The sequence below is a fragment of the Kribbella catacumbae DSM 19601 genome (genome assembly GCF_000372465.1).
Taxonomy (GTDB): domain Bacteria; phylum Actinomycetota; class Actinomycetes; order Propionibacteriales; family Kribbellaceae; genus Kribbella; species Kribbella catacumbae.
This window is the reverse complement of record NZ_AQUZ01000040.1, coordinates 13851-39007: the sequence shown is the minus strand read 5'-3', so window position 1 is coordinate 39007 and position 25157 is coordinate 13851. Positions and strand designations below refer to the sequence as shown.

The window sequence follows — 25157 nt, the reverse complement described above, 5'->3', positions numbered from 1 at the left end:
TCGGGAGGCCACGGCTCAGGCAGTAGTGACGTCGATGAACGCGAGAGCCTGCGGCCAGGAGATCCGGAAGGCAGCTGCGTTCACCGCTTTGCCGTGCCGCGCGCGATCGGAGAACCCGTGGTCGGCGCCCGGATAGAACTGCGCGACCGTGGCCCCGGCATCCCGGCTCTGAAGCGCCGTCTGCAACGCCTCGAAGTCAGCGACCGGTACTGCGGTGTCGGCGCTCGGGTAGATCACCATCACGGGCGCGGTGATCCCGACGGAGTCCGCGATCGCGTCGTACGAGTGGTTCGGCCGGAGCTCCGACGGCACGGTCGGGTGGTAGACGACCACGTTCGCGAGCCGGTGTTCCCTTGCCGCTAGCAACAAAGCGAACCGGCCGCCGAGGCACCAGCCGATCGTGCCCACCTTGGTACAGCCGAGCTCACCGAACAGGTGATCGAGCAATGCCACCTGCTCGGCCAGGACCGTGTCGTCATCCAGCTTGCCGACAAGCTCGCCCAACTCATCGCGGGTCGCGTTGTCCGTACTGCGGCCGTTGAACGGATCCCAGACCAGTGCGGTGATCCCCCGCCCGGCCAGCTCGTCGGCCCAGTCCCGGAGCTGCTCGCCGATCCCCGTGATCATCGGCAGCAGCAACATCCCCGGCCCGGCCTCAGCACCCGCCGGCCGCGCGAGATAAGCCCCCAGCTCCCCAACCTGCACCTGATTCGCCTCGATCTGGTTCACGCAACGGAGGCTAGCCGAAGGTCAGGTTCGATTGGCTTGCAGCATCCTTCGGCCGGCGACGTTGGCGAGGACGAAGATGATCGCCGAGAAGATCAGCAGGGCGAGCTGGTCCGGCAGCAAGGCGACGCCCACTCCGACGGCGAGCACCGGGACCGCGAGGCCGGCGTACGCGATCAGGAAGAGTGCGGCGAGGACCTCACCGCGCGAACTGGGATCCGCCAACGAGGCGGCGGTCGCGACGGCGCCGCGGAAGGCCAGCCCGACGCCGGCCGCGGCGACCACTCCGCCGATGACGAACAGCCACAAGTTGGGCAGCAGTCCACCGGTTGCAACCGCGACCAGGCCGGCCGACATGAGGACCAGGCCGAGTCGGAGCTGATGCGGCCTGGTGAGCCGCACGAACACCACCTGGCTGCCCGCTCCCGCGACGAAGACCGCGAACGTGACGGCTCCCGCCAGCAGCCGCGAGGTGTGATGCAGCGTGCCGGCCAGGAACGTCGGCGCCAATGAGGTGAACAGCCCGAAGATCGCGAACGCCGCGAACGCTCCGGTCGCCGAGGCGAAGAACTGCGGCTTCGCGGCACTCGGCAACGCGACCCGTTGCGGCCGGTACGCCGGACGCTCCTCCAGCCGCTCGACCGTCTCGGGCACCATCGCGATCCCCAGCGCACTCAGCAGCAACAGCACCAGGAACAACTGGTACGGCCGCTCCAACGGCTGCGTCCCGTACTGCGCGAGCAGCCCGCCGACAAGCGGTCCGAAGGCGAGCCCGCCGAGATTCGCCATCGACGAGATCAGCGCCGAGTGGCTCGGGTCCTCCTCCGGCCGGGCGATCCGGCGCAGCTCGGACAGGTGAGCCGTCGCGGTCGCGGTCAGTACGCCGACGCCGACGCCCGACACGAAGCGCGCAAGCAGCAGGCCGGGCACGTCTTGCCAGACCAGGAAGATCACCGCGGCCAGCATCTCAGTCAGTACGGCGAGCAACGCCACCCGGCGACGGCCGAGCCAGTCGCTGACGTGCCCGGCCAGGTACAGGCTGACCATCACGCCCACTGCGTAGGCGGCGAAGATGACCGTGATCAGGAAGGTCGGGAAGCCGTCCCGACGCTGGTAGATGGCGTAGAGCGGCGTCGGAACCGTCGAGAAGGCCATCGTGGTCAAGAAGGCGATGGCGATCATCCAGAAGCCCGCGCCGTGCGCGAACCGAACGGGCGTACCGGCCTGGTCGAGCGAGCGCGGGCCGGAAAGAGTTGTCATGCTTCTAGGTTCGCGCCGAAGATCTATCGAGTCCAACGAATCTTCTTGCATGGTCTTATCGACGTGGGCGATAATTGAGCCCGTGGACAGCAGGCAGTTGGAGTACTTCGTCGCCGTCGCAGAGGAGCTGAGCTTCACCGGGGCGGCGCGACGGCTGTTCACCGTCCAGTCGACCGTCTCGGCCGCGATCCGTGCGCTGGAGACGGACCTGAAGACGACCCTCTTCGACCGGTCCACCCGGCGGGTGACGTTGTCGGATGCCGGCGAGGCGCTGCTGCCCGAGGCGAAGGCCGCGCTCGAGGCACTCGACCGGGCTCGGGCCGTGGTCGAGGAGGCGTCGACCGGATTGCGCGGAAGCGTCCGGATCGGGACATTGACGAGACTCGGCCTGGTCGATCTGGCCTCGCTGCTCGGCGCTTTCTACGAGCGATATCCCTTGGTCGAGGTCCAGGTGACGACCTCGCCGACCGGCTCGAGCGGTCTCGCGGATGACGTGCGGCACGGGCGGCTCGATGTCGCGCTGGTCGGCTTGAGTCGCCAGGACATGGCCGGGCTGGAGCCACGCGAGCTGGCGACGGTGCCGTTCGTAGTACTGGTTCCGTCGTCGCATCGGTTGGCGGAGGCGGCTGAGATTCGGCTGGCGGAGCTGGCCGGTGAGCGGTTCGTGGACATGCTGCGGGGCTTCGGGAACCGGACGGCGGTGGATCGTGCGTTCGACCTAGAAGGGCTGCCTCGGCGGGTCCAGGTGGAGGTGCCGGACCTGACCAGCGTGCCGGATTATGTGCGCGCCGGGTTGGGGGTGGCCGTCGTACCGGCGCTTGATCAGGACGCGATGCCGGGAGTGGTACGGCGTCCGCTGGCCGGCTCCGACCTGTCGTGGACGTTGTCCGCCATCACGCTCAACGGCAGGCGACCGAGCCGGGCCGTGGCGGCGCTGCTCGACCTGATGGCCGACTCATTGCGACCGGGGAGCCCGGCTTTCTGAGCTGGCTCGCTGGGTTTGTTGATACATCACCAACCCGACGTACCATCGTTGTAGACACCCACTCCTGGGGGCCTTTGCTACGGATCGTCCGGCACGTTCCTGCCGGCGATGGAGGTTAACAGTCATGGCTACTGTCTCGTTCAAGGGAGCGACCCGGGTCTACCCGCGCACCAGGGCGCGGGCTCGGCGTCCCGAACGACAGGTAGTGCACCTCGATACACCGTACACGCGAGCACAGGACACGCTCAGGTGCACTGATCAGCACTAACTACCTCCTGTCCTTCGGGACACGTCCGGCCGAACGCGTTCGTTGACAGCCCGACGCTCGTCTTTACTAACCGGCCTTGCGGATAACCGCCCAAATGGGGTGAGACGGGCTGCTCGGATGGGCGTCTGGAGTGCGCGTTCCCGATGCGGCTGTCCGGTCGGGAGCAGCGGTGGGGTGCCGGATAGTTTGGGTTTGTGGATACGTGGTCGGCTGGAGCCGGTGTGTTGAGGTTGCCCTCAGGGCGACTGGTGCGAGGGCGGGGATTGCGCGACGGGCTGCCGGGCGGGGCCTTGCCGGAGTACGGGGTGTACTTGCTGGGGAAGCAGCCGCCGGCGGTCGAGTGGGAGGCTCGGTGGGTGCGGTGGCCGGACTTCCGGTTGCCGGGTGATGACCGCGAGGCTCGGGACGCATTGGTCGAGGTGCTTGCCCGGGCAGGCGATGAGCGGGTGGAGGTCGCCTGCGGCGGCGGGCGCGGGCGAACCGGTACTGCGCTTGCCTGCTTGGCGATTCTCGACGGGGTCGCGCCTTCGGAGGCGATCGCGTTCGTGCGTACGAACTACCACCCCAAGGCTGTCGAAACCCCCTGGCAGCAGCGGCACGTTCGCCGCTTCAGCTAGATCCGGTGGTTCGGAAGTAGGAGGTTGGTCGGGTCGTAGCGGGCCCTGAGTGCGGTGAGCCGGTTGTAGTCGGCCGGCTCGAAGGCGTCGCGGACTTCGTCCTCGGTGAGCGGGCCGAGGCTGAAGTTGAGCGACCTACCGACCACGTACTCCGACCACGGGGCGAGGATCGCGCGATGCAGGTCGTGCACGTCGTCCTCACCAGGCGACAGGACGGTCAGCGAGTACTGCGCGTCGCGGTGGCCGACGGCGTTGTCGATGGCCGGCTTGCGGGCGAGCGCGCCGCCAAGGTGCCTGATGCCGACCACGCACATCGTGGGTGCGTCCGGGCCGGCCAGTCGCGGGATGGTGGCGAGAGCCTGCTCGTCGAGCTCACTCAGCAGGATGTTGCGAGAGCGGAAGGCGTCCGGCCGGTCCGGCTCAGCGAAGATCTGGCCGGACTCCATGAAGGGCAGTCGGGTGACCGTGTCCATCAGCGGCTCCCCCAGTTTGTCGCGGAGCGGACGGAGGAGTTCGGGACCGTCATCCTCACCGTGCGGGACGATGCTGACTTGGACCTGGGCGACGTACTTGCCGCGCAGCTCGGCGGGGATGGGCTGGATATCGGGAAACGGGAGCATCCCGACCGCTGACGTCACCTCGTCGGGGACGGTCGCGGTCCACTCGCGCCAGGCTTCGAGAACGCCGGGCGTCGCCGTGAGGTCGTAGTACAGGCTGCCTCCGTAGAGGGTCGGCACGGGGAAGAGGTCGATCTCCATGGCGGTGACCACGCCGAAGTTGCCGCCTCCACCACGCAGGGCCCAGAAGAGCTCGGGGTCGTCCTCGGCATTGCGGAGCTCGCCGTCGGGGGTGACGACCTCGATCCGGCGGACGTGGTCGGCGGCGAAGCCGTAGCGTCTCGCCATCAGCCCCAGGCCGCTGCCAAGCGTGTAGGGCACCGCGGTGACACCGGGGAAGCTGCCCGACAACGGCGCGAGGCCGTGGGGTGCAGCCGCCTCGATCACCTGCTGCCAGGTCGCGCCAGCCTCAACCCTGGCGATCTTGTTGTCCGAGTCGACGGTCACTTGGTCGAGGCGGCTCGTGGTGATGAGGACACCGCCGTCGAGCGGCGTGACGTGACCGTGGCCGCTCGCTTTGACCGCGACCTTGCTGTGGTGTTCGCGGGCGTAGCGCACTGCCTGCTGCACGTCTTGCGGGCTGGTGGCGCCGACGATGTGGACTGGCTGGTGCGGGTCGAGCAACTGGTAGCCGCGGCGCTCCTCGTCGTACCCAGGGGTGTTTTCGGTCCAGTGCTTTGCAGTGATCTCTGTGCTCATGTCACCGACGCTAGGAGGCATTGCGGACACATCTTGTCCGCAAGATCTGCCAATCTGGGATTTATGAGCGCGCGAAAGGACCTGCCCGGGCGGTTGCTCCGGCTGCTGGCATTGCTGCAGAGCCGACGTGAGTGGTCCGGCAGCGAACTGGCCGAGCGCCTCGGCGTGACCGACCGGACCGTACGCCGGGACGTCGAGCGGCTGCGTTCGCTCGACTACCCGGTGACGGGGACGACCGGATCGGCGGGCGGGTATCGACTGGCGTCGGGCAAGAACGTGCCGCCGCTGGTACTCGACGACGATGAGGCGGTCGCGGTGGCGATCGGGCTGACGAGTGCGGCGGTCGGCGGAGTGGCGGGGATCGAGGCGAGCTCGATGAGCGTGCTGGCCAAGCTGGAGCGGATCCTGCCGGCGCGGTTGCGGCCGTCGGTAGCGGCTGTCGGCGCTGCCGAGGTGGTTGGGCAGGATGAGGCTCCGCGGGTGGATCCGGGGTTGCTCGCGGTACTGGCTGCTTGTTGCCGGGATCTGGAGATCGTTGCCTTTGGCTACGAAAGCCGTCGCGGTGAAGGGAGTCGGCGACGGGTCGAGCCGCATCGGCTGGTGATGGTTCAGGCGCGGTGGTACCTGCTGGCGTTTGATCCGGAGCGGGCAGATTGGCGGACGTTCCGGGTGGATCGCGTCTCGGAGCTGGCGCCGACTCGGCATCACTTCACCGCTCGTCCGTTGCCGGCGGACGACGCGGCGTCATACCTGGTGGAGTCTTTCGCGGAGGCTGAGTATCGGCATACGGTCCGGCTTGCTGTTCAGCTGCCTGCGGCGGTGGTGCGGGAGAACTTCTTCGGATCCGTGGTCGGCACGATCTCGGCCGTGAGCGAGTCGGCCTGCGAGGTGCGATTGAGCGCCGAGTCGCCGGCACTGCTGACGCAGTACGTCGCGGGGATCGTTGCCCTCGGCGCCGACTTCACCCTCGAAGCGACGCCGGCGACAACCGAGCTGTTGCGAAGTACAGGAAGACGGTTGGCGGAGATCTGAGGGTCAGGCGGTGATCAGGCCGATGCCGAGGGTCAGGACGCCGGCTGCCAGGGAGAGGGCGCCAATCCAGAGGATCCAGATGAACTGGTTCGGCTGGGTGCGGTCCTTGCCTGCCGACGAGGCGAAGAAGCCGCCCGACATCAGGATCGCCGCGACCGGGATGCCGAGTCGGCCGAGCCAGAGGAAGAAGCCGGACAGGCTGGTCGAGTCGACGTACAGGAGTCCGACCAGGCTCAGGATGACTAGCACGCCGGCATGACCGTGACCGGCTCGGGCGAACGACTTCTGGAAGTCCGTCATCGGCACGTCGCCGCGGACGATCTTGGTCATGAACCAGCCGCCGACCTGGATCGTGACGATGGTGAGCAGGATCGCTCCGGCGATGATCCGGGACGGGTCGCTCAGTTCCATGGGTGTTGCTCCTTCAGTGGTTGGTGACTGCGGCGTCGGCAGGTACTGCGGTCTCCGCCGCCGACTGGGCTTGGGTGAGCTGGGCCTGGGCGGAGGGGGTGCGGCGGAGCGATGTGAGCAGCCGGCGTACCGGGGTGCTGTCGGCCGAGCGGGCTGCCCAGAGCACGACACCGACGTACAGGATCTGCTCGGGGATGCGCTGCCAGAGCGGGGTAGCCGGCTCGCCAGTCGCGAACGCCACGTCGGCGAGCGCCGCGTAGATATTTGCCGGTAGCAACGTCACGAACAGGGCGGCGAGTGCCATGCCGGCTGCCCACCTCGTTGCCGTCAGCACCAGTCCGAGCGCACCGAGCAGTTCCAGCACGCCGGTCAGGTAGATCACCGCGTCCGCGAACGGCAGGAATGGCGGCACCATCCGGACCAGGTCCGCGTGGTTCGGCATCACCGTGACGCTCGCCGGAACGAAGTGCGCGCTGCCGGTCATCACCAGCATGACCGCCATCGCGTGCGCGGCGCTGACTGGCCAGCTGGCGAACCGGCGTACGCCGAGCGCGCCGAGCGCACGGAAGGCCAGCGTCGCCGCGATCAGCACGATGTCGAGGAGCATGCTTGCTCTCCTTACATGGATAGTTGAGGTATCCGCTTATGGATACTGATACTATCCATCACAGTCAAGGGGAAGGCAAGGGCCTTATGCGGATCGCCGAACTGAGCCGGATCTCCGGAGTGCCGGTGCCGACGATCAAGTACTACCTCCGGGAGAACCTGCTGCCCCCGGGCGAGCTGACCAGCCCGAACCAGGCGAGCTACAGCGACACCCACCTGCGCCGGCTGCGGCTGATCCGTGCGCTCGTCGACCTCGCGCAGGTCCCGGTCGCGCGCGTGAAGGAGGTACTGGAGGGACTGGACTCGGACACCATGTCCCTGCACGACCAGATCGGCCGCGCCCACCGCGCGATCACCCCGCAACGGCAACTCACCTCAACCTCAGACGCGAGGGAAGCCGCGACCGCTCAGGTCGACACCTTACTCAAGTCCCGCGGCTGGACGGTAGAGCCCGACGCCCCCGCCCTCAACACCCTGATCGATACGATCGCCGCCCTCCGCACCCTGCAACAGGACCACCTGGTCGGCTTCCTCGACTCCTACGCCGCCGCAGTCGAGAAGTTCACCGCCCTGGAGATCGCCGCGGTCACCTCCCGCACAACCCCCGACCAAATAGCCGAAAGCGTCATCATCGGCACCATCCTCGGCGAAACCCTCATCTCCAGCCTCCGCCTCCTGGCCCAAGAATCCATCTCAGCCAACCGCTGGACCTCCCCGGCCTCCTGACCCAGAGGCCGTGATGACTTCCGTCAGCCGTCGTGGGCCATGTCTACGAAGCGGGAGTAGTGGCCTTGGAAGGCCACGACGATGTCAGCGGTGGGGCCGTTGCGGTGCTTGGCAACGATGAAGTCGGCTTCGCCGGGGCGGGTGGATTCGCGCTCGTAGGCGTCTTCGCGGTGAAGCAGGATGACAACGTCGGCATCTTGTTCCAGCGAGTTGTGCGTGGCGATGCCCTCGGCAACGAAGTTGTGGGTGCCCATGACAGTGGCGTCGTAGACCTCTTGGTCGCCGAGGCTTTCGATCGAGGTGACGGTGTCCCAGAAGATGTCGTTGGTGGCGAGGATCTCCAGTTCAGCGTTGCCCAAGACATCTGCGACCTTGGCGAGGCGTTGCCGGCTGGGCGCGTGCTTCCACATCGTGGACCCACAGAATTGGGTCCCCATCGCGGCAGCGAAGGCGCGGTGCGGCATGTTCTGCTCGGTCAGCACGTGACGGACCTGCGACCAGACCTGCTGCGGAATAGTGTCGAGGTTGGTGTTGCCGCGCACGTCGCGGAGCGCGGTGGCGACCTCCATCGCCTTGAGCCCACGCAAGCCGTGGACGCCGATCTCGTCGCAGAAGCGCAACTGGTTCTCCACGCCGTACAGGTGGAGGTGGTACGAGTCGCGGTAGCCGGCCTTCTTGGCGACCTTGATCCTGCTGAAGATGTTGTACCGCAGCAGCAACCTGGCCAGATCGTCGACCAAGCGGCGACTGGTCGAGGCGTAGTAGATCCGGCCCTGGCGGTTCTTCTCATCCCAGCGGACTGAGCCGTCGGTGGCCCAGAGGTGGCGGATGAAAGCACCGACCTGCTCCTTCGGCAGACCGAAGACCCCTTCGGGAATGAACTTCTCGTGGCTGCGCAGGCCGAAGAGACCCATCCCGTCGAGCCAGGCTGCGATCGGGTTCCGCTTGCCGCGGGCCAGCCGGTACGGCGCCGGAAGGCGAAGGGTGATCACCCGGGCGGCGGCGTACTCGTCACGGATCGGGGTGATGCCGAAGCGCCGACGAGCCGCCTCACCGACAGCGGACAGATTCTCCTCGTCGATGCTCGCGTACCGGATCGGCTGACGCTTCACGAAGGAGCCGTCGCCGAGCAGGTGGGCCAGCAGGGTGACCTCGTCGTCGTCCCACGGCTTGACGTCGAGCGGTGGCGGCACATGCCGGAGCGTGCCAAGCCGGGTGCTCGGCGTCAGTTCGCTCAGCGGCTTCCATCCGCCGTACGTGAGGAAGGGGTGGTTTGCCGTCGCCTTGATCTCCCGGCCGGAGGCGAGCTTCAGCCGGAAGACCTCCTTCACGCCACTCGGGAAGACATGAGTCATCGTCCGCGGTACCAGCTTGAGGCGATCGTCGAGCGACCAGACCGGGATGTCCCGGGCGTCCGCCGCGAGCAGCTCACCGAGCGAGATCTCAGCGCCTGTGTCTGCTCGCATCAGCCGGGTATCCGCGGTCAGGCAACCCGATTCGCGGAGGTCTGAAGCCATCGGGCGTTTGTCGGAGCGTTGTTCGGAGCCTCGGTTCAGCTGGCAGATGGCGATGACGGGGAGTTCGAGTTCCTTGGCGAGGAGCTTGATGGAGCGGGAGAACTCGGAGACCTCGAGCTGGCGGGACTCGACCTTCTTGCCCGACGTCATCAGCTGCAGGTAGTCGATGACGATCAGCTTGAGGTCGTGACGCTGCTTGAGGCGCCTGGCCTTGGCGCGGATCTCCATCATGGTGAGGTTCGGCGAGTCGTCGATGAACAGCGGCGCCTCGGACACCTCGCCCATCTTGCGGGCCAGCCGGGCCCAGTCCTCGTCGGTCATCTTGCCGTTGCGCATGTGATGCAGCGGCACCTTCGCCTCCGCCGAGAGCAACCGCATGGTGATCTCGTTACGGCTCATCTCCAGCGAGAACACACACGAAGTCAACCCATGCTTGATCGACGCCGACCGAGCAAAATCCAACCCCAGCGTCGATTTTCCCATGGCTGGGCGGGCCGCGACGATGATCATTTGGCCGGGGTGGAGGCCGTTGGTGAGTTCGTCGAGGTCGGTGAAGCCGGTGGGGACGCCGACCATGGCGTCGCCGCGGGAGTCGATGGCTTCGATCTCGTCGAGGGCGCCCTCCATGATGTCTTTCAGGGGGGCGTAGTCCTCGGTGGTGCGCTTCTCGGTGACCGAGTAGATCTCCGCCTGGGCCTGGTCGACGACGTCGTCGACCTCGCCCTCGCCGGCGTAGCCGATCTGGACGATCTTGGTGCCGGCCTCGACCAGGCGGCGCAGGATCGCCTTCTCCCGGACGATGTGGGCGTAGTAGCCGGCGTTGGCCGCGAGCGGCACCGAGGCGACCAGGGTGTGCACGTACGGCGCGCCGCCGATCCGGGCCATCTCGCCGCGCTTGGCCAGCTCGGCGGCGACGGTGATCGCGTCGGCGGGCTCACCCCGGGCGTACAGGTCGGTGACCGCGTCGAAGACGATCTCGTGGGCCGGCCGGTAGAAGTCCGTGCCGCGCAACGTCTCGATGACGTCGGCGATCGCGTCCTTGCTGAGCATCATCGCGCCGAGCACGCACTGCTCGGCGGCGAGATCCTGAGGCGGGGTGCGGTCGAAGCCCATCTCCGGGTTGCGCTCTTCGTTCCCGCCGCCCGGCCCCCCGCGGAACTCCGCAACGCTCACTCGTCCGACCTCCTCGTCCCGACCCGCACCGACAACCGTACCCAGAAAACCAACGCTAATCGAACACCTGATCGAACCGTAACGAACGCTTCGGACAGTTTTCGCTGGCAGCATCCGCAGGCGGACTCGCCCCCGAGACTGCGGGCGGACGGTGTCAGTCACGCGACCGTACGCCGGTTAGCGCGAACCCCGGTAGCCGGTCGTCCACACCCCCTGTGGAAGACCTGTGGGAAACCCCGGGAACGGGTGTGCACAGGTTGGGTATATCCCTGTGGATATCTGGGGACAGAGATCCACAACTGGGGCCTGACCTGCGGTTTCTTCTTCCCCACACTGTGGAGGAGAAAAAGATCCGATACCCACAGGTCCGATGCCGTGTTCGATTCCTTCCCCGGGGATGGGCCCCAGGCGTGGCCAGGCACAATGAGGCCTATGCCCATTACCAGCTGGTCGCAGGATCGGGAGATCCTCCGGCTGGCGGTGCCGGCCTTCTTCGCGCTGGTGTCCGAGCCGCTGATGCTGCTCGCCGACTCGGCGATCGTCGGCCACCTCGGTACGCCGCAACTCGCGGCCCTCGGCGTCGCGGGCACCATCCTGCAGACCCTCGTGGGCATCTGCGTCTTCCTCGCCTACGGCACCACCTCCGCGGTGGCCCGGCGGATCGGCGCGGGCGACCACCGCGGCGCGCTCACACAGGGCATCGACGGACTCTGGCTAGCCCTGGTGCTGGGCGTAGTACTGGCTGTTGCCGGCCTACTGCTCGCGCCACTGGCTATCTCTGGGTTCGACCCGTCGCCAGACGTCGCGGAGTACGCAGTGACCTACCTGCGGATCTCCTGTCTCGGCATCCCCTCCATGTTGCTGCTCCTGGCGGCTACCGGCGTACTGCGAGGTCTGCAGGACACCAAGACGCCCATGGTGGTCGCGATCTCGGCCAACCTCGCCAACATCGGCCTGAACCTCCTCCTGGTCTACGGACTCGACATGGACATCGCCGGCTCGGCATGGGGCACAGCGCTCGCCCAAACAGGAGCCGGCGTAGCCCTGGTCTGGGTAGTGGTCCGCGGAGCCCGCCGCGACGGCGCCAAGCTCCGCCCCGACCGCCCGGGCATCCTCGCGTCGGCACAAGCCGGGATCCCGCTAGTCGTACGCACGCTCACACTGCGAGTGGCGATCGTCTTGGCCACGTACGTCGCCACTTCCCTCGGTACTACGTCCGTCGCGGCGCACCAGGTCGCTTTCACACTGTGGTCGTTCCTGGCCCTCGCGCTCGACGCCATCGCCATCGCCGCGCAGGCACTGACCGGCCGGGCGCTCGGCGCGGGCGACGTAGCGGGCACGCGGGCGATCACGCGGCGAATGATGTGGTGGGGCCTGGTCTCGGGTTTCGTCAGCGGGCTTGCGCTGTGGGGTCTGCGGGACCTGTACGTCCCGTTGTTCACGTCCGACCCCGAGGTACGGCACACGCTGGCCGCGATTCTGCTGGTGGCGGCGCTCTGGCAGCCGGTCAACGGGGTCGTGTTCGTGCTGGACGGCGTACTGATCGGTGCAGGCGACGGGCCCTACCTTGCGATCGCCGGCGTGATCGCGCTGGTCCTGTACGTACCGCTGGCGCTCAGCGTGCTGTGGTTTGACGGCGGAGTGGTGGCGCTGTGGTGGGCCTTCGGCGGGTTCATGCTGCTCCGGCTGCTGACCTTGCTGACCCGCGAGCGCCGGGACGCCTGGCTAGTCACCGGAGCGACCCGCTGAGCACCCACGCGACCTAGGCGGCTGACCTGGTTTTGCGGCATCGTGGGAGCGAGCGGAAGGAGCCGCATGGCCGACAAGGACGACGCGATCGCGGACGAGCAGGACGAGGAGCAGCAGGAACAGCTCCGCGAAGAACTCGAACTGGATGCGCGCGAGGAGCGCGAACTGCGCGACCTCCGGCGCGAGCGGGACCTCAACGACGCCGAACTCGCCGACGCGATGCGCCGGGCCGATATGGCCGAGCGGAATCACCAGCAGCTCCGGGCCAGGGCAGCAGACGAACGGCTGCTGGCTCGCGGCGACTCGGCGCATGCCGCCCATCTGCGCGATGGCGCCGTGGGCCGTGACGACGCGCAGTCGGATGCCGACCTGAGGGCCGCCGACCGCGCCCAGGCGAGAGCGAACTCCCGCGACCGCATCGCAAACGACGATGACCGGCGAGCCAACTGGAACTACGCCGAAGGCCGCGCGCAACGCAGCCGGGCCGAGGCGGTCGCTGCCGAGGCGCCCGCGGCGGACGCGGTTCGCAACGGGCCCGACGAGCCGCCAGTTGCCCGCAAGAACATCAAGCCCCTGCGCCGCCGTCAGAAGGAGAAGAACTCCAAGGCCCTCAGGGACTTCGGGATCGGCGACTGATCCGCCTGTACTAGTGCTCCGTGGTGGAGGCGAGCCGACCTGCGCGGATGATCAGGACGTTGGCCGCCACCACCAGGACGAAGGCGCCTGCCAGGACGTGGTGGTCGAGGCTCCACACCGCCAGCGCTGCCAGGGCGAAGCAAGTAAGCTTGAAGGCTGCCGTGAAGATCTGGCCACCGTGCTTCGAGGTAGGGGCAGCGAAGAGGCCCCAGAGAACCGCTGCGATCACTGGGAGACCGATGGCCAGCACCAGCCGGAGCGCCGTACTGCTACCCGCGTTCCAGCCCCACCAGGAGTAGATGGCGAGGCCGGCCAGCTCCATCAGGAAGGCCAGGCCCAGGTTGCTCCAGCGCCAGATCTCGAACATCTCCACCGACTCCCTGCTTTGCGAGAGCACCGCTCTCTCTTGTTGTCAGTGTAGCTTTCAAGCGATGAAAAGCAAGAGCATTGCTCTCTAAAGTTGCCAGCGCTCCAGCTCTTCGGCACACTGGAGCGATGACGGAGACCCCGCGGCAGCGCCAGCACCGGCAGACGATGGCCGACATCCTCCAGTACGCCCATCAGCAGCTCGCGACCGAGGGCAGCGCCGGCTTGTCCCTGCGGGCGATCGCCAGAGAGCTCGGCCTGGTGTCCTCGGCGATCTACCGCTACGTACCGAGTCGCGACGACCTGCTCACGTTGCTGATCGAAGAGTCCTACAACGCCTTCGGCGACGCCGTAGAGGCCGCGGAAACCCGTTGCCATCGCGACGACCTAGGCCGCCGTTGGCTGGCGATAGGCCGCGCCGTACGCCGCTGGGCGGTCGCCAACCCGGCCGAGTGGGCCCTGCTCTACGGCAGCCCCGTTCCCGGCTATCACGCGCCGCCAGAGCGCACCACAGCCGCCGGGAGCCGGGTGCCAATCCTCCTCCTCACCGTGCTCGCCGAGGCAAACCTCGAGCCTTCACCCGACGACCCGCCGATGACAGCCGCGCTGCACCGCGAGCTCGACCGGCTCCGGCCAGCGTTCCCCGGGGACCTGAAGCCAGAGGTGTTCGCCCGCGGTCTGCTCGCCTTCTCGTCACTGTGCGGCTTGGTGAGCCTGGAACTCTTCGGCCAGTTCACCAACACCGTCACCCAGTTCCCCGCCCACTTGGACCACCAGTTGATCCGCCTGGGCGCAGTACTGGGTCTCCCTGACCCCGACTAAACCCCGCGGAGGTTGGGTTGGCGTTGGTCGAAGAAGAGGCCGGCGGGCGGCTCCTCCACCGGCAGCGGCGGGATCGGGTAGTCGCTGTGCGCCCCGCGGCAGGCCGCGAACGGCCCGTCGGGGTCGAGCAGGGCCTGCATGTGCGGGTCCGCGTGGTCCCGCCACCAGACCGACATCCCGGTCGCCGGGTCGAGCCGTAGGTGCTCCCAGGCCCGCCAGATCGAGTCGAGCCGGCTCAGCGCCTCAGCATGCCGGAACCACTCCGGGCACCACATGAACTGCTGGCCGATCCGCCGGCAGTACAGGTAGACCAGCCGGTCCTCGACGAACGCCGCGACGTGCGGGTAGAAGAGTTCCTGCTCATCACCATCCACGACGCTGCTCCTCGCTCTGCTCCCAGATCGGGACCGGCGGGCCGGACGGCGCCGCCGGAGCAGGCGGCGTCGCGGGGCCGGTGCCGGCCGCCACCCACGCGTTCGCCCCACCCTGGGCCGCCAGCGCGGTACCCGCGCCCGGGTCGTGGTGGGCCAGTGAGGCCTTCACTGCACCCGCGTCGGGGCGCGCCATCCACGGCACGGTTTTGATCATCGTCGCCGGGATACCGGACGGGAAGACGACCGCGCGGCCGGGCGGCATCGAGGCCAGGTCTGAGACCTCCATGATGTGGTGCCGCTGGGTCTGCTTGCTCGTACCGCGCTCGCCCTTGTTGTACGAGACCGAGCTGGACAGGATGTCGTAGTCACCGATCAGCTTGCTCAGCCGCTCCAGGAAGTTGGCGTCGGACGCGCCACCGCCGTACACCCGGATGTTCGCGGCGGACCAGAGCTTCTCCATCCCGCGCTCGCCCCAGCACTCCATCCCCTGCGCCCAGGACTGCAGGATCGTCATCAGCACGATGCCGCGGGAGCCGAAATGGCTGTAGAGGTCCGGCAGGTTCTTCCAGCGGCAGACGTTCGCCGCCTCGTCCAGTACGCCGACCAGCGGGTTGGGCAGCCGGCCCATCGGGCAGGTCTTCGCGTAGTCCTCGGCCGCCTCGACCACGGCCACCGTCAACGCGGTGACCAGCGGGCCCGCAGTACCGGCGCCTTCCTTGGACAGGCTGTAGAGCGTGCCGCCCTCGCGGACGAACGTGTGCGGGTTGAACTGCGGGCGGTTGTCGTTCGGGCCGTTCGGGATCACCCAGCGGGTGACCTTGCGGTTGATCAGGAACTGGGCGCTCTGCTGCGCGGTGCCGTAGACACCGGCGCGCTGCTTGTCCGGGGCGTTGATGACGCCGGACAGTGCGTCCGCGGACAGCTGCAGGCCAGGGGTGCCCCGCAGGATGCGCTCCGGCTCGTCGTTGCGCTGGTCGGCGAGCCAGCTGTAGACCTGCGTGATCGGGCGCTTCGCGACCGCGGCCGCGAGCAGCAGACCGGCCAGCAGGTCCGTACCGGCGGAGTCGAAGAAGGCGTCCGTCTGGGCGCCCTCCTTGCGCTGCGAGGCGACGAAGTGCTCCGCCAGCTCACGCGCCTTCACCTCGTCGGTGACGTAGCTGAGCGGGTTCCACCACCAGTCCGGCGACTCGCCGCAGACCTCCTGCGGGTCGAACACCCAGATCGGTCCCTTCGCCGAGCGCGGGTCGCGGGTGGCGTCCACGATGTCGCGCTTGTTGGAGGTAGCGACGACGGCGCCCGGCGCGTCCAGGATGGCCGGTACTGCGCGGGAGGTGGTCTTTCCGGTTCTTGGTCCCCAGATGTCGACGTGCATGTCTTCCCAGGATCCGAAGACCTCCAGGTTGTCCCGGACTGTCCGGCCGATCATCACGCCGGGGCCTGCGTGCCCCGCGCCCAGGCGGTTGGCGATCTGCTGGGCGCCCTCGCGGGTGAGCTTGTAGATCTCCTTGCGCTTCGACATCAGCTGCGCGGAGCGGTCCACCCGGGAGCCGGCGTTGCGCATCTTGCCGACCAGGTAGAAGGCCAGGCCGACCAGCAGGCCGAGCACGACGATCTCGAGGATCAGTACGCCGGTGGCGGCGCCGGACCAGCGGACCCGGCCGTTGATGATGTCGATCAGGTTGCTCATCGGGTTGCCGATGGGCCGGGTGTCGTTGATCGCGGAAGCGACCTTGGTCGCGACCCAGGTGCCGCCGACCACCAGGACGAAGATGGCGACCCCGATGAAGACCAGGATCGACTCCGCCGACAACCCACCGGGACCGGTGGACTTCTTGCCTTGGGCCATTACTCGTCAACTCCCGTTTTGGCGACCACCCGGGTGGTCGGGTCGGGGGGCGGCAGCATCGTCGGGTCGGCGAAGGAGTATTCCTCCACGACCTCCTCGGTGCCGTCCTCGGCGATCTCCACCTTGAGCGGCGTACCGTCGGCGCCGGTTTTCCACAGCTTGTTCGTGTCGTTGATCTCGCGCTCGACCGAGGTCAGCCCGACGTGCACCGGGATGCCCGGGCGGCCACCGACCTTGACCAGGAAGTTGCCCCGGCCGGGAGGTGCGGCCTCCTCACCGGTGGCCGGGTCCCACGCGGGCGGGTCCTGCCAGCCGATCAGCATGTTCTGCTCTTCGTTCGACAGCGGTACGACGGCGGTCAGGTTCTCCATCTCGGCCCGCGGCAGACCACCGCAGATCACCATCCCGGAACGCTCGACGAAACCCTTCGCCTTCATCCGGTCCTCGGAGTGCTCCAGCGCCAGCAGGTCGGACATCGTGTGCGAGATCATCGCCATCCCGACACCGCGCTGCCGGTTCAGCCGGGTCAGTGCGTCGACCCGGTCGACCAGGCCGCGGCCGGCCCGCAGTACGCGCCAGAGCTCGTCGAGGATGACGAAGTAGTGCCGTCGCGGCTCCAGGCCGGCATCCGCGAGCGCCTGCGAGACGGCGACCGCTCCGAAGCCGTAGGACCAGCAGGCCAGCAGTACTGCGGCCTGCAGGCTGGTCTCGGAGTCGTCGATGTTGGACACGTCGAAGACGACCGGGCGGTCCAGCTTCATCGGTTGGTCGGTCTGCTCGGAGAAGATCTCACCGAGCCGGCCACCGCCGACCAGGCCGATCAGCGACGCCTCCAGGCCTTCGGTGATCTGCCGGTAGCGGTCCATGCTGCCGCGGTCGAGCGCGACGTCACGGACCCGGTCCGGTGCTTCCTGGACGACCTGCAGCAGATCACGCAGTACCGGGGTTTTCTCGTGGCGCTCGTCGAGCACCTTGAGAGCCTCGTCGATGATGGTTTCCTCGCGGTCGTTCGGCGGTGCCGACCGCATGATCGAGATCAGTGCGGAGACCATCGTCTGCCGCCGGCCGTGCGCGTCGGCCTGGATCGCCTGCCGCGCGCTGCCGGTGAGCCGGAGCGCCGCCTGCCGGGACTCGCCCGGGTCCAGCACGTTCAGGTGGCCGCGGCCACGGCCCAGCTCGATCACCTGGCCACCGAGAGCCACGACCAGGTCCTTGTAGTCCGGCTTCAGGTCGCCGAGCACAAGCGGCATCACGCCGTACCCGGCCAGACCGAGCGCCATCCGCCGGGTGATCGTCGAGTTGTGGGTGGTGATGAAGGTTCGTCCTGCCAGATAGAGGCCATCGGAGTTGGCGACCTGGATACATCGCACGGGTCTCGACGCCACTTTGCGAGCCGCGACCACATAGCGACGGGCGGTCCGAGCCGGATTCCCGACGGTTCGTTCCGCATGAACGACGTGCTTGCGCTCGAGACCGAACACCTCGTCTGTCGTGGTGAAACCGATCGTCCACTTCGGACCACAGTCGCGGCCGTTCAGCATCGCCCGGCCTTCTCGAAGGGTGGGCCGGTACCCGAGACTGGCGACGAGCTCGAGCACATCCTCCGCCAGCCGTCGGCAGGTCGAGGTGTACTGGACCTCGCCGCCGGCCGGGGAGACCGTGCCGTCCGTGTCGAGCAGACCGGCGAGCAGTTCCCGCCGCTGCCGATCCGAGGCCCGCAGGTACGACGTCGGGATGTGCTTGTCGCCCAGTACGCCGAGTTGCCGGAAGACCTCCGTCAGACCGACACCCTTCTGGCGGTAGGTTCCCGGAATCGACAACCGATAGAGCAGGTGCCCGGTCGGCTCACACTCGATGCCCGCAGCCCGGATTCGCTCGACGATGCCCCGGTCGATCGTCGTCAGTCTCGGTGCCGCGCTGTGACCATCGCCGAGCCAGGCACCGAGGACGTAGGGATCGAGCGGGAGCTTCGCCTCGCGCAGGACCAGACCTGGCATCACGCGGACCGCGTGGTTGGCCTTGCCGCCGGCCACCAGCGACGCGGCGAGCTGCGCCGTGGTCACCGGCGCCTTCTCCGGCGTCCGCGCACGCTGATCATTCTTGGTCTTGCGCAACGCTTCGTCCACGGCGCTGACCAGGACGGCCGGGTCGTACCAGCGCCTGGTGCCGTTGCTGCGAACCGGCTGGACCGTGCTGGCCCAGCGGTAGACCGAACTTTCGCGGGTGGTGCCGTTCCAGCCAAGCGCCCGGGTCAGTTCGCGGACGGAGATCGCCTCGCTGCCAAGGCTTGTCCGGGCTGCGCTGACGGAGGCGAGTTCGGTGTCGGTTCCGGTGGGGAGCCGCTTGCGCGGTACGTTCCGCTCCACCCAGGCTCGTCGGCGGTCTTCGACTGTCTCAGTCACCCAGAGGTGTTCGGCGTCGGCGACGATCGTCTCACCGCTGGAGAAGGTCAGCTCCCAGCACTCGCGATCGGTCATCACCTCGGACACCGCGACGATCGCCGTCGGCAACCCGTTCGCGTCGAATACGAAGTCGCCGGGCTGCAGATCCGCCATCCGCCGGAGACCGTCAGGCGTCGGAATCAGGGTCTCGACATCGAGCGCCTTGCCCAGGCCGGGCTTGCCGAGGACGAACATCGACGGGTTGGAGATCAGCTTGGCGCGCATGAACCAGCTGATCGGGTCGCAGCACATGGTGGCGCCGGACAGGATGTTCCGGCCGATCGGTACGCCGACCATCGGGCTGCCGGTGCCGGCCGCGAACGGCCACATGCCGCAGACCTGGACCGTCGTACCGCGCCACTCCTGTGGGGCCTGCAGGTACGTCGAGTAGCCGCGGGCCGGACCTGGCCAGCCACGCGGCATCGGCCGCCTGCCGCCCCGGGTGGGGTCGACCGGCTTCTTTTCCTTCTTGCTCACAGTGACTCCCGCTGGGTCATAGCGATTCCCGGAGGCCGGCCGGAACCGACAGGTGGTTCTGGAGCACGACACCGAGCGGCAGCGCGGCGACGAAGGCGGAGTCCTGCGACCCGTACGCGGGGCGCAGCAGGACGCGGGCGGTCGCGCCCAGGTTGTCGATCGCGGCGATCATGTCCGGGATCTGCTCGGCGGACATCACCGTGCCGGTGACGACCAGGCCGAAGTTGACCAGACCGGCGCCACGAGCCTCTTCTTGCGCGGTCCGGTCGGCGGCCCTGGCCTCGGCCATCGAACGGGCCGACGGGCGGGACGAGGTGGTCGCCCGGAACGACGCGTTGCGCTTGTCGGCCTCAACCATCCGGGCCGCTGTGGCCGCGTCGAGCGGGCGGTAGAGCAGCGTGACGCGCTTGCGGTCGATGTCCGGGTGGGGGCCGACCAACTGCGACAGTACGGACGAGAAGACCTCACCGCGCGGTGCCTGGGTCATCTGCCAGGTGACGGACCATGCGCTGTCGTGCCGGTACTTGTCCCAGAAGGACTGCGCACCGGCCGGGCCGACGTCGGTCCACTGCAGCTCGGGCGACATGCCCTGGCTGCGGGCCTCGTCGATCAGGCCGGCCGCTGCCGGGTCGTAGGCGATCCGGATCGTCTCGCAGAGCTCCTGCGCGGTGACCGGCCGAGCGGCACCGGCGCCGGTGGAGTTCAGGCTCTGGGTCAGCGCCGGGAGCCGGGACGCGAGCTCGCGGCCCATGTCCTCTTCCTTGCGCTTCTTGCCGCTGCGGTCGGTGCCCTTGAAGGTCAGCGCGACCCGGGCGGAGACCAGCGCGGAGCCCTCGGGGTAGGTCTGGACGACCTCGGCGAGCATCGCCCGGGCGATCGCCGGCGTACCCTCCTGCATGTTGTTGCTGACCTCGCGGTGCAGCCGGATCCCGGTGTCCGGTGCGCTCTCCACCGTCACCGAAGCGGCGATGATGCCCGGCTCGTGACCGAGCGAGGCGAGCCACTGGCCCCAGTGCGCGACCCAGGAGTCGATCTGGTCTTCGTCGACCAGGGACGCGCCGTCCGGCTCGGCGTTGATGATCACGGTGAAGTGCCGCGTGCTCGGGTAGAAGAGCAGCGCGAACGGCCGGCCGTAAGAGTCCTTGTACTCGCTGAGCTGGGAAGCCGCCGCCAGCCCAGGCAGCTGGAACTTGCCCCAGGGCGTACGTCCGAGCGGACCGGACCGGTAGATGTTGTGCTTGGCCATCTTTGCTCGCTGCCATCCAATACGGGTCGAGAGCCGTTGCAGGGCGGACTGGTTGTGTTTGTCCTTGGTCATCAGCAGGCCCAGCGCGCTGCCGACGATCAGCAGTACCACGAGTGCCGCGACCACACCGCCGGCCGTCATGGCGATGATGGTCATCACCAGGCCGCCCATCATGATGCCGGTGCCCAGCGAACCCAGACCGCCGATACCCGCCGAGGCCGGCTGACGCCAGTTCCCGTAGGTCCGCGGGGTCCGGACGTTGTCAGCCGCTGCCACTTGGTCCCTCATCCATTGCGTCGTTGTTGATCGTCTCGTTCGCGCCGGCCTGAGCCGCTTCCTTGGTCATGTCGACGCCCTTCTTGACGGCTGCGGCCGCAGCCACCACGGCGATACCGACCGGACCCGCGGCAGCTCCGGCGCCTGCCGCCGCACCACCGGCCGCGGCACCACCAGCCGCCGCGCCACCGCCTGCAGCAGCACCGCCCGCAGCCGCGCTACCGCCGGCCGCTCCACCAGCCGCACCGCCGGAGGCGCCACCCGCGGCGCCACCTGTCGCGCCGCCACTGCTACTGACACTGGCGCCTCCAGTGCCACCGCTAGGCGGCGGGCTGCTGCCACCACTAGGTGGCGATGGACTCTGAGATCCGCTCGGACTCGACGGCTGGGAACTCGGCTTCCCGACGTTCTTGGCGCCGCTCGGGCCGTCGCTCTCGCTCTTGGCGGACTCGGCCGCCTTGTCGGCGATCTTGTCGGCGCCGATCATCTTGGCCGCGAGCATTCCGGCGCCGGCCGAACCGGCGGTCGCGGCGACCATCGGCGCGATGAAGCGCATCAGGGCCGGCAGCGCGAACAGGGCCAGTACCAGCATGGTCATCCCCACGACCATGTTCATCACCTGAGCACCGACCGGGTCCTGGCCAGGTGCCGGGTTGAAGTTCAGCGGCTTGCCGTTGTTCGAGGTCAGTCTGATCGCCGTCGCGTAGACCAGCGCGGCCACCGGCTTGTACAAGATGAAGGCGACCAGCCAGGACAGGATTCGTTTGAACCAGCTCCGGCCCATCTCGGTGTTGGTCGCCGCCGCCGCGATCGGCAGCACGCCGAGCAGCAGGATCAGCATCCCGGTCCGGACCACCATCAGCACGATCTGGATCACCGAGGCGAGCAGGGTCAGGATGCCGACGGTGATCATCAGGCCGACGCCGATCGGGCCACTGGCGACCGCGAATCCCATCGTCGCGAGCATCGAGGCACCGAACGCATCGCCGTTCGCGGCACCGGGACCCCCGCAGGTCCAGCCTGCGCCGCTGTTGGTCAGCGCGGTAGTGATGATGCAGTCGGCGAACCGGTCACCGAAGTCGATCAGTACCTGCACGGCCGCGATGCTCAGCGCCGACGCGACGGCGAAGGTGATCAGTGAGCGGAGCAGGTCCCGGACCGCCTCGCCGCGCTGGGTGAAGGCCATCTGGACGGCGGCCACCAGAACACCGATGGTGGCGACGAAGATCGCGACGTACTCCGTATGGCCCCAGATCCAGCCGACCGTGTCGTTGCTCGGGGCACCGGTCGTGGTGCTGCCGATCGACGGTGTCGGTACATAGACCCAGAAGGTTCCGATGGTCGCGAACATCACCTGGATTGCCTCGGTCAACAACTTCAGAATCGGTTCGAACATGAGCTCTATCAGCTTTCCGACAGCGTCGCCGAGGAATTCCTTGACATAGCCGAGCAGGCAGTTGAACCAGTTGCCGGCGCACAGCGCGATCCCGACCATCTCAACCCGCCTTCGGCGACACGAAACGCAGCAGGGCGGGCAGGGCGACGATCCCCATCACCATCATCGTCACGCCGGTGATGATCTTCAGGGTGGAGTCGGTGGGGGCCGTCATCAGCTTGATGGCGGTCGCGTAGATCAGCGCGGCAACAGGTTTGTAGATGATGAAGGCGACCAGCCACGACACCGACCGCTTGAACCACATCATGCCCATCTCGGTGTTGGTGGCCGCGGCCGTCAGCGGCAGGACGCCGACCAGCAGGATCAGCATTCCGTACCGGACCACCATCAAGGCCAGCTGGATCAGCGCGGTGATCACCATCAGGATGCCGACCAGGATCACCAGCACCAGCCCCACTCCGCCGTCCTTCAGCGGATCGGTGATGATGTCGGCGATCCGCCTGGAGAACTCCATGTTGCCGAGCGCCTGTTTGATGATCCATTCGGAGAACGAGTCGGAGGCCGAGATCAGCACCGAGGCGAAGGCCACCCCGGCGCTCGACACCACCACCATCGTGAGCAGGCTCTTCAGGATGTCGCGGACCGGCTCGCCCCGCTGCGAGATCGCCATCTTGATGGCACCGGCGATCAGCGCGATCGTCGCGGCGAAGACCAGCAGGTACTGGGTGTGGGACGTGATGAAGGTGACCGTGGCGTGGCCCTGGACCTCCGGGGAGTCGATCGTGATCCAGAGGAAGCCGACCGCCAGCATCACCGCCTGGACGGCCATCACCACCAACTCCTTGATGGCTTCGAACAGCAGCCCGAAGAACCCGGACAGGCCCGCGTTGACGGCCTTGCTCAGGAACCGCGAGAGACAGTCGTCCCAGTTCGGCGGCCACAGGCAGTTGATCAGTGGGATCATCACGCACCACCGAAGCGGACGTAGCCGTCCATCGACTGCAGCAGGTCGGGCGCGGCCTCGCCGTTGAAGCTGCCGTCCTCCTGCAGCACGCCCTTCCAGTCGCCGCCCGACCAGGCCATCGTCACCGGCATCGAGGCCACGTTGGTGTCGTCGATCCGGACCGCGATCGCGATGATCGCGCGGTCCGGCAGATAGTCGAGCACCTTGAAGCCGGTGAACTGGGCGACCTTCGTCGGCTCACCCGGGGTCTGGGTCGCCTTGCCCTCCTGGATCGCCAGGGTCAGGCCACGGTTCGCGACGAACCGCTGCCGCAGTACCGGCAGGGTCAGGTCGGGATTGCGGATCTGGCCGAGTGTCACCAGCGCGGCGAACACCGCCCCGGTCGGCGAGTGCGCGAAACAGGACCGGACGCCGGTGCTGTCCATCACCGCCGGACCCGCCTCCTGCTGGATCGGAATCAGCATGTCGTCCTCGAACTCCCAGGTCACCGCCGTCGGCGTCGTCCTGGGCCTGCGCTGATCCGGGCTCTTGGTCTTGCAGCCGCCGACGCCGGGCTTGGGCCGCGAGGTCGGGGCGCCGGTCGGCTCCTGGGTCGGAGTCGCCGGTGGGACAGTCGGCTCATCGGTGGGCTGCTCGGTGGGACTGCTGCTGGTGGTCTGGGTCGGTGGCTGGCTGGCGGGTGTGTCGTCCCCGCGGGCGAAGAACCAGACCAGGAGACACACGATCACTGCACCGACGACGATCGCCGAGGCGACGAATCCACGTTCCTGCCAGATGGCGGATCCGTCGTCCTCGGCGCTGCCGTCTCCGGAATCGGAGTCAGGGTCCCTGCTGAACAATCCCACTCCCGATCAGCCTTCGGTGACCAGGTACGGCCGGCTGTCCAGCATCACTTGAGGGCTTCCACGAGCAACGTCGACGAAGCGATCACGACACAGGCGGCCATCACCCAGCCGAGCCGGGCGGCGTGCTCGCCACCTTCACCACGACGCTGACCGACGGCCATCATCGCGCCGGCGATCAGGATGCCGAGGATGCAGACGGTGAACGCGATCCACCGCACCCAGTCGACGATGTCGAGGAGCTTGTCCGAGCCGGGCGGCGGCTCGCCACCAGGACCCATCGGGATGATCAGGTCGGGAATCACGTGTGCCAGCATCATCATTGCGGTGGTGCCTTTCAGTAAGGGGCGGGGTATCCCGCTGGATTCGACGCGCGAAGAGCGTAGATGGATTCAAGAACTTCGAAAACCTCGTCCGGGGTGTTGTCAGGTGTGGGATCCTCCCCCCTTCGCCACTCCTCGATCCAGGGAATGTCCCAAACTCGCGGGACACCGCCGCCGACGATGTCGGCGAAGTCGTCCAGGACTCTGGGCAGTCGGCCGGGAGCGTCGGCGATCAGCACCAGGCCGAGCACCGCCACTCCCTGAACCACGCCTGAGGCCCACTCGATCGCAGCCCGCTGGGCGGCCCGCAGACCCGATCCATGGGTGCGGGCGACCAGCACCACCGGGGTCGGCACCGGCGGCGGCGGGATCGGCCAGCGGTGGCCGGCCGCGCGAGTACCAGGTAACAGCTGCGACATGGTGGTCTCGCCGGCCCCGCCGTGCACGCCCACCCACCACAGGGTGTCGGCGGCCGGGATGGCGAACTTGGGCAGGCGCTGATCCTCCGCCGGCGCCGGTACGCCGTGCTGCGGCGTCGCCGGGCCACGCGGAGTCAGGTCGGCCGGCTGCTCGGGTGGGCCCTGTTGCGGCTGCTGCGGACCCGGTTCCTGCGGCTGTTGCCGAGTCCACGGATTCTGCTGCGGTTGCGTCATGGCCCCTCCTCTCGCGGCGTGTCACGGGCTGTCGCCCACAGTATTCTCTCGCTATCCGGGTGTACTGGCGTGACCCATCCACAGGCGAGGATGTTTCTACCCCCTTGTC

At 67.9% G+C, this 25157-nt stretch carries 23 protein-coding genes; 7 read left to right on the top strand and 16 right to left on the bottom strand.

Features of this window, described 5'->3' with window-relative positions:
• Window positions 1-15: 15 nt before the first annotated feature.
• Together A3ES_RS0131870 and A3ES_RS0131865 are read right to left on the bottom strand one after the other, a co-directional pair.
• Window positions 16-729 (bottom strand): dienelactone hydrolase family protein, encoded by a 714-nt coding sequence (locus A3ES_RS0131870; protein WP_020390905.1) that lies wholly within the window; start codon window positions 727-729, stop codon window positions 16-18.
• A 21-nt stretch (window positions 730-750) separates the two neighbouring features.
• On the bottom strand, window positions 751-1986 hold the full coding sequence (locus A3ES_RS0131865; protein ID WP_020390904.1) for an MFS transporter: 1236 nt from the start codon (window positions 1984-1986) through the stop codon (window positions 751-753).
• A gap of 82 nt (window positions 1987-2068) precedes the next feature.
• On the opposite strand from A3ES_RS0131865, the gene A3ES_RS0131860 reads away from it, so the two are divergent.
• Together A3ES_RS0131860 and A3ES_RS0131855 are read left to right on the top strand one after the other, a co-directional pair.
• The gene (locus A3ES_RS0131860; protein WP_020390903.1) at window positions 2069-2971 is read left to right on the top strand and encodes a LysR family transcriptional regulator; all 903 of its coding nucleotides are present in this window, start codon (window positions 2069-2071) and stop codon (window positions 2969-2971) included.
• A 516-nt stretch (window positions 2972-3487) separates the two neighbouring features.
• Window positions 3488-3856, top strand: a complete 369-nt coding sequence (locus A3ES_RS0131855) for a protein-tyrosine phosphatase family protein (protein WP_237745120.1) — start codon at window positions 3488-3490, stop codon at window positions 3854-3856.
• Here A3ES_RS0131855 and A3ES_RS0131850 read toward each other — a convergent pair.
• Window positions 3853-5172 carry an FAD-binding oxidoreductase gene (locus A3ES_RS0131850; protein ID WP_020390901.1) on the bottom strand — a complete coding sequence of 440 codons (1320 nt, stop codon included), beginning with the start codon at window positions 5170-5172 and terminating at the stop codon, window positions 3853-3855. The two genes, A3ES_RS0131855 and A3ES_RS0131850, sit on opposite strands and share 4 nt — an antisense overlap.
• A 63-nt stretch (window positions 5173-5235) precedes the next feature.
• Between A3ES_RS0131850 and A3ES_RS0131845 the strand changes: the two genes are divergently transcribed.
• Window positions 5236-6204, top strand: a complete 969-nt coding sequence (locus A3ES_RS0131845) for a helix-turn-helix transcriptional regulator (protein WP_020390900.1) — start codon at window positions 5236-5238, stop codon at window positions 6202-6204.
• Between the two features lie 3 nt (window positions 6205-6207).
• On the opposite strand, the gene A3ES_RS0131840 is transcribed toward A3ES_RS0131845, so the two are convergent.
• A complete protein-coding gene (locus A3ES_RS0131840) occupies window positions 6208-6615 on the bottom strand; it encodes a hypothetical protein (RefSeq protein ID WP_020390899.1) in 408 nt (135 codons plus the stop codon).
• Between the two features lie 13 nt (window positions 6616-6628).
• On the bottom strand, window positions 6629-7222 hold the full coding sequence (locus tag A3ES_RS49135) for a DoxX family protein (protein WP_020390898.1): 594 nt from the start codon (window positions 7220-7222) through the stop codon (window positions 6629-6631).
• A gap of 38 nt (window positions 7223-7260) precedes the next feature.
• Here A3ES_RS49135 and A3ES_RS0131830 point away from each other — a divergent pair, with 38 nt between their 5' ends.
• Entirely contained in the window at window positions 7261-7947 is a 687-nt protein-coding gene (locus A3ES_RS0131830; protein ID WP_237745119.1) for a MerR family transcriptional regulator, read from the top strand.
• Between the two features lie 23 nt (window positions 7948-7970).
• Here the strand turns inward: A3ES_RS0131830 and A3ES_RS0131825 are convergent, their stop codons facing one another.
• The gene (locus tag A3ES_RS0131825) at window positions 7971-10637 is read right to left on the bottom strand and encodes a replicative DNA helicase (protein WP_020390896.1); all 2667 of its coding nucleotides are present in this window, start codon (window positions 10635-10637) and stop codon (window positions 7971-7973) included.
• Window positions 10638-11069: 432 nt separating this feature from the next.
• Here A3ES_RS0131825 and A3ES_RS0131820 point away from each other — a divergent pair, with 432 nt between their 5' ends.
• On the top strand, window positions 11070-12386 hold the full coding sequence (locus A3ES_RS0131820) for an MATE family efflux transporter (RefSeq protein ID WP_020390895.1): 1317 nt from the start codon (window positions 11070-11072) through the stop codon (window positions 12384-12386).
• Window positions 12387-12452: 66 nt separating this feature from the next.
• The gene (locus A3ES_RS0131815) at window positions 12453-13022 is read left to right on the top strand and encodes a hypothetical protein (RefSeq protein WP_026163392.1); all 570 of its coding nucleotides are present in this window, start codon (window positions 12453-12455) and stop codon (window positions 13020-13022) included.
• A 10-nt stretch (window positions 13023-13032) separates the two neighbouring features.
• On the opposite strand, the gene A3ES_RS49130 is transcribed toward A3ES_RS0131815, so the two are convergent.
• Window positions 13033-13389, bottom strand: a complete 357-nt coding sequence (locus A3ES_RS49130; RefSeq protein WP_020390894.1) for a YrdB family protein — start codon at window positions 13387-13389, stop codon at window positions 13033-13035.
• Between the two features lie 128 nt (window positions 13390-13517).
• Here A3ES_RS49130 and A3ES_RS0131805 point away from each other — a divergent pair, with 128 nt between their 5' ends.
• Complete coding sequence (locus tag A3ES_RS0131805) at window positions 13518-14210, top strand: TetR/AcrR family transcriptional regulator (RefSeq protein ID WP_020390893.1); 693 nt, start codon at window positions 13518-13520, stop codon at window positions 14208-14210.
• Here A3ES_RS0131805 and A3ES_RS0131800 read toward each other — a convergent pair.
• The 9 genes from A3ES_RS0131800 to A3ES_RS0131760 are packed head-to-tail and all read right to left on the bottom strand — an operon-like array spanning window position 14207 to window position 25048.
• Entirely contained in the window at window positions 14207-14584 is a 378-nt protein-coding gene (locus A3ES_RS0131800; protein WP_020390892.1) for a DUF4913 domain-containing protein, read from the bottom strand. The two genes, A3ES_RS0131805 and A3ES_RS0131800, sit on opposite strands and share 4 nt — an antisense overlap.
• The gene (locus tag A3ES_RS0131795; protein WP_020390891.1) at window positions 14574-16430 is read right to left on the bottom strand and encodes a type IV secretory system conjugative DNA transfer family protein; all 1857 of its coding nucleotides are present in this window, start codon (window positions 16428-16430) and stop codon (window positions 14574-14576) included. The genes A3ES_RS0131800 and A3ES_RS0131795 overlap by 11 nt, the downstream gene beginning before the upstream one ends.
• On the bottom strand, window positions 16430-19348 hold the full coding sequence (locus A3ES_RS55180) for an LAGLIDADG family homing endonuclease (protein WP_020390890.1): 2919 nt from the start codon (window positions 19346-19348) through the stop codon (window positions 16430-16432). Before A3ES_RS55180 ends, A3ES_RS0131795 begins: the two co-directional genes overlap by 1 nt.
• Window positions 19349-19364: 16 nt before the next feature.
• Window positions 19365-20882 carry an SCO6880 family protein gene (locus A3ES_RS0131785; protein WP_237745118.1) on the bottom strand — a complete coding sequence of 506 codons (1518 nt, stop codon included), beginning with the start codon at window positions 20880-20882 and terminating at the stop codon, window positions 19365-19367.
• Entirely contained in the window at window positions 20857-22365 is a 1509-nt protein-coding gene (locus tag A3ES_RS0131780; RefSeq protein WP_020390888.1) for a TrbL/VirB6 family protein, read from the bottom strand. The genes A3ES_RS0131785 and A3ES_RS0131780 overlap by 26 nt, the downstream gene beginning before the upstream one ends.
• A gap of 1 nt (window position 22366) precedes the next feature.
• On the bottom strand, window positions 22367-23230 hold the full coding sequence (locus A3ES_RS0131775) for a TrbL/VirB6 family protein (protein ID WP_020390887.1): 864 nt from the start codon (window positions 23228-23230) through the stop codon (window positions 22367-22369).
• A complete protein-coding gene (locus A3ES_RS0131770) occupies window positions 23230-24075 on the bottom strand; it encodes a DUF8175 domain-containg protein (protein ID WP_020390886.1) in 846 nt (281 codons plus the stop codon). The genes A3ES_RS0131775 and A3ES_RS0131770 overlap by 1 nt, the downstream gene beginning before the upstream one ends.
• Before the next feature lie 44 nt (window positions 24076-24119).
• Complete coding sequence (locus A3ES_RS0131765) at window positions 24120-24395, bottom strand: hypothetical protein (protein WP_020390885.1); 276 nt, start codon at window positions 24393-24395, stop codon at window positions 24120-24122.
• Between the two features lie 14 nt (window positions 24396-24409).
• Window positions 24410-25048 (bottom strand): DUF6668 family protein, encoded by a 639-nt coding sequence (locus A3ES_RS0131760; protein ID WP_020390884.1) that lies wholly within the window; start codon window positions 25046-25048, stop codon window positions 24410-24412.
• Window positions 25049-25157: the final 109 nt, after the last annotated feature.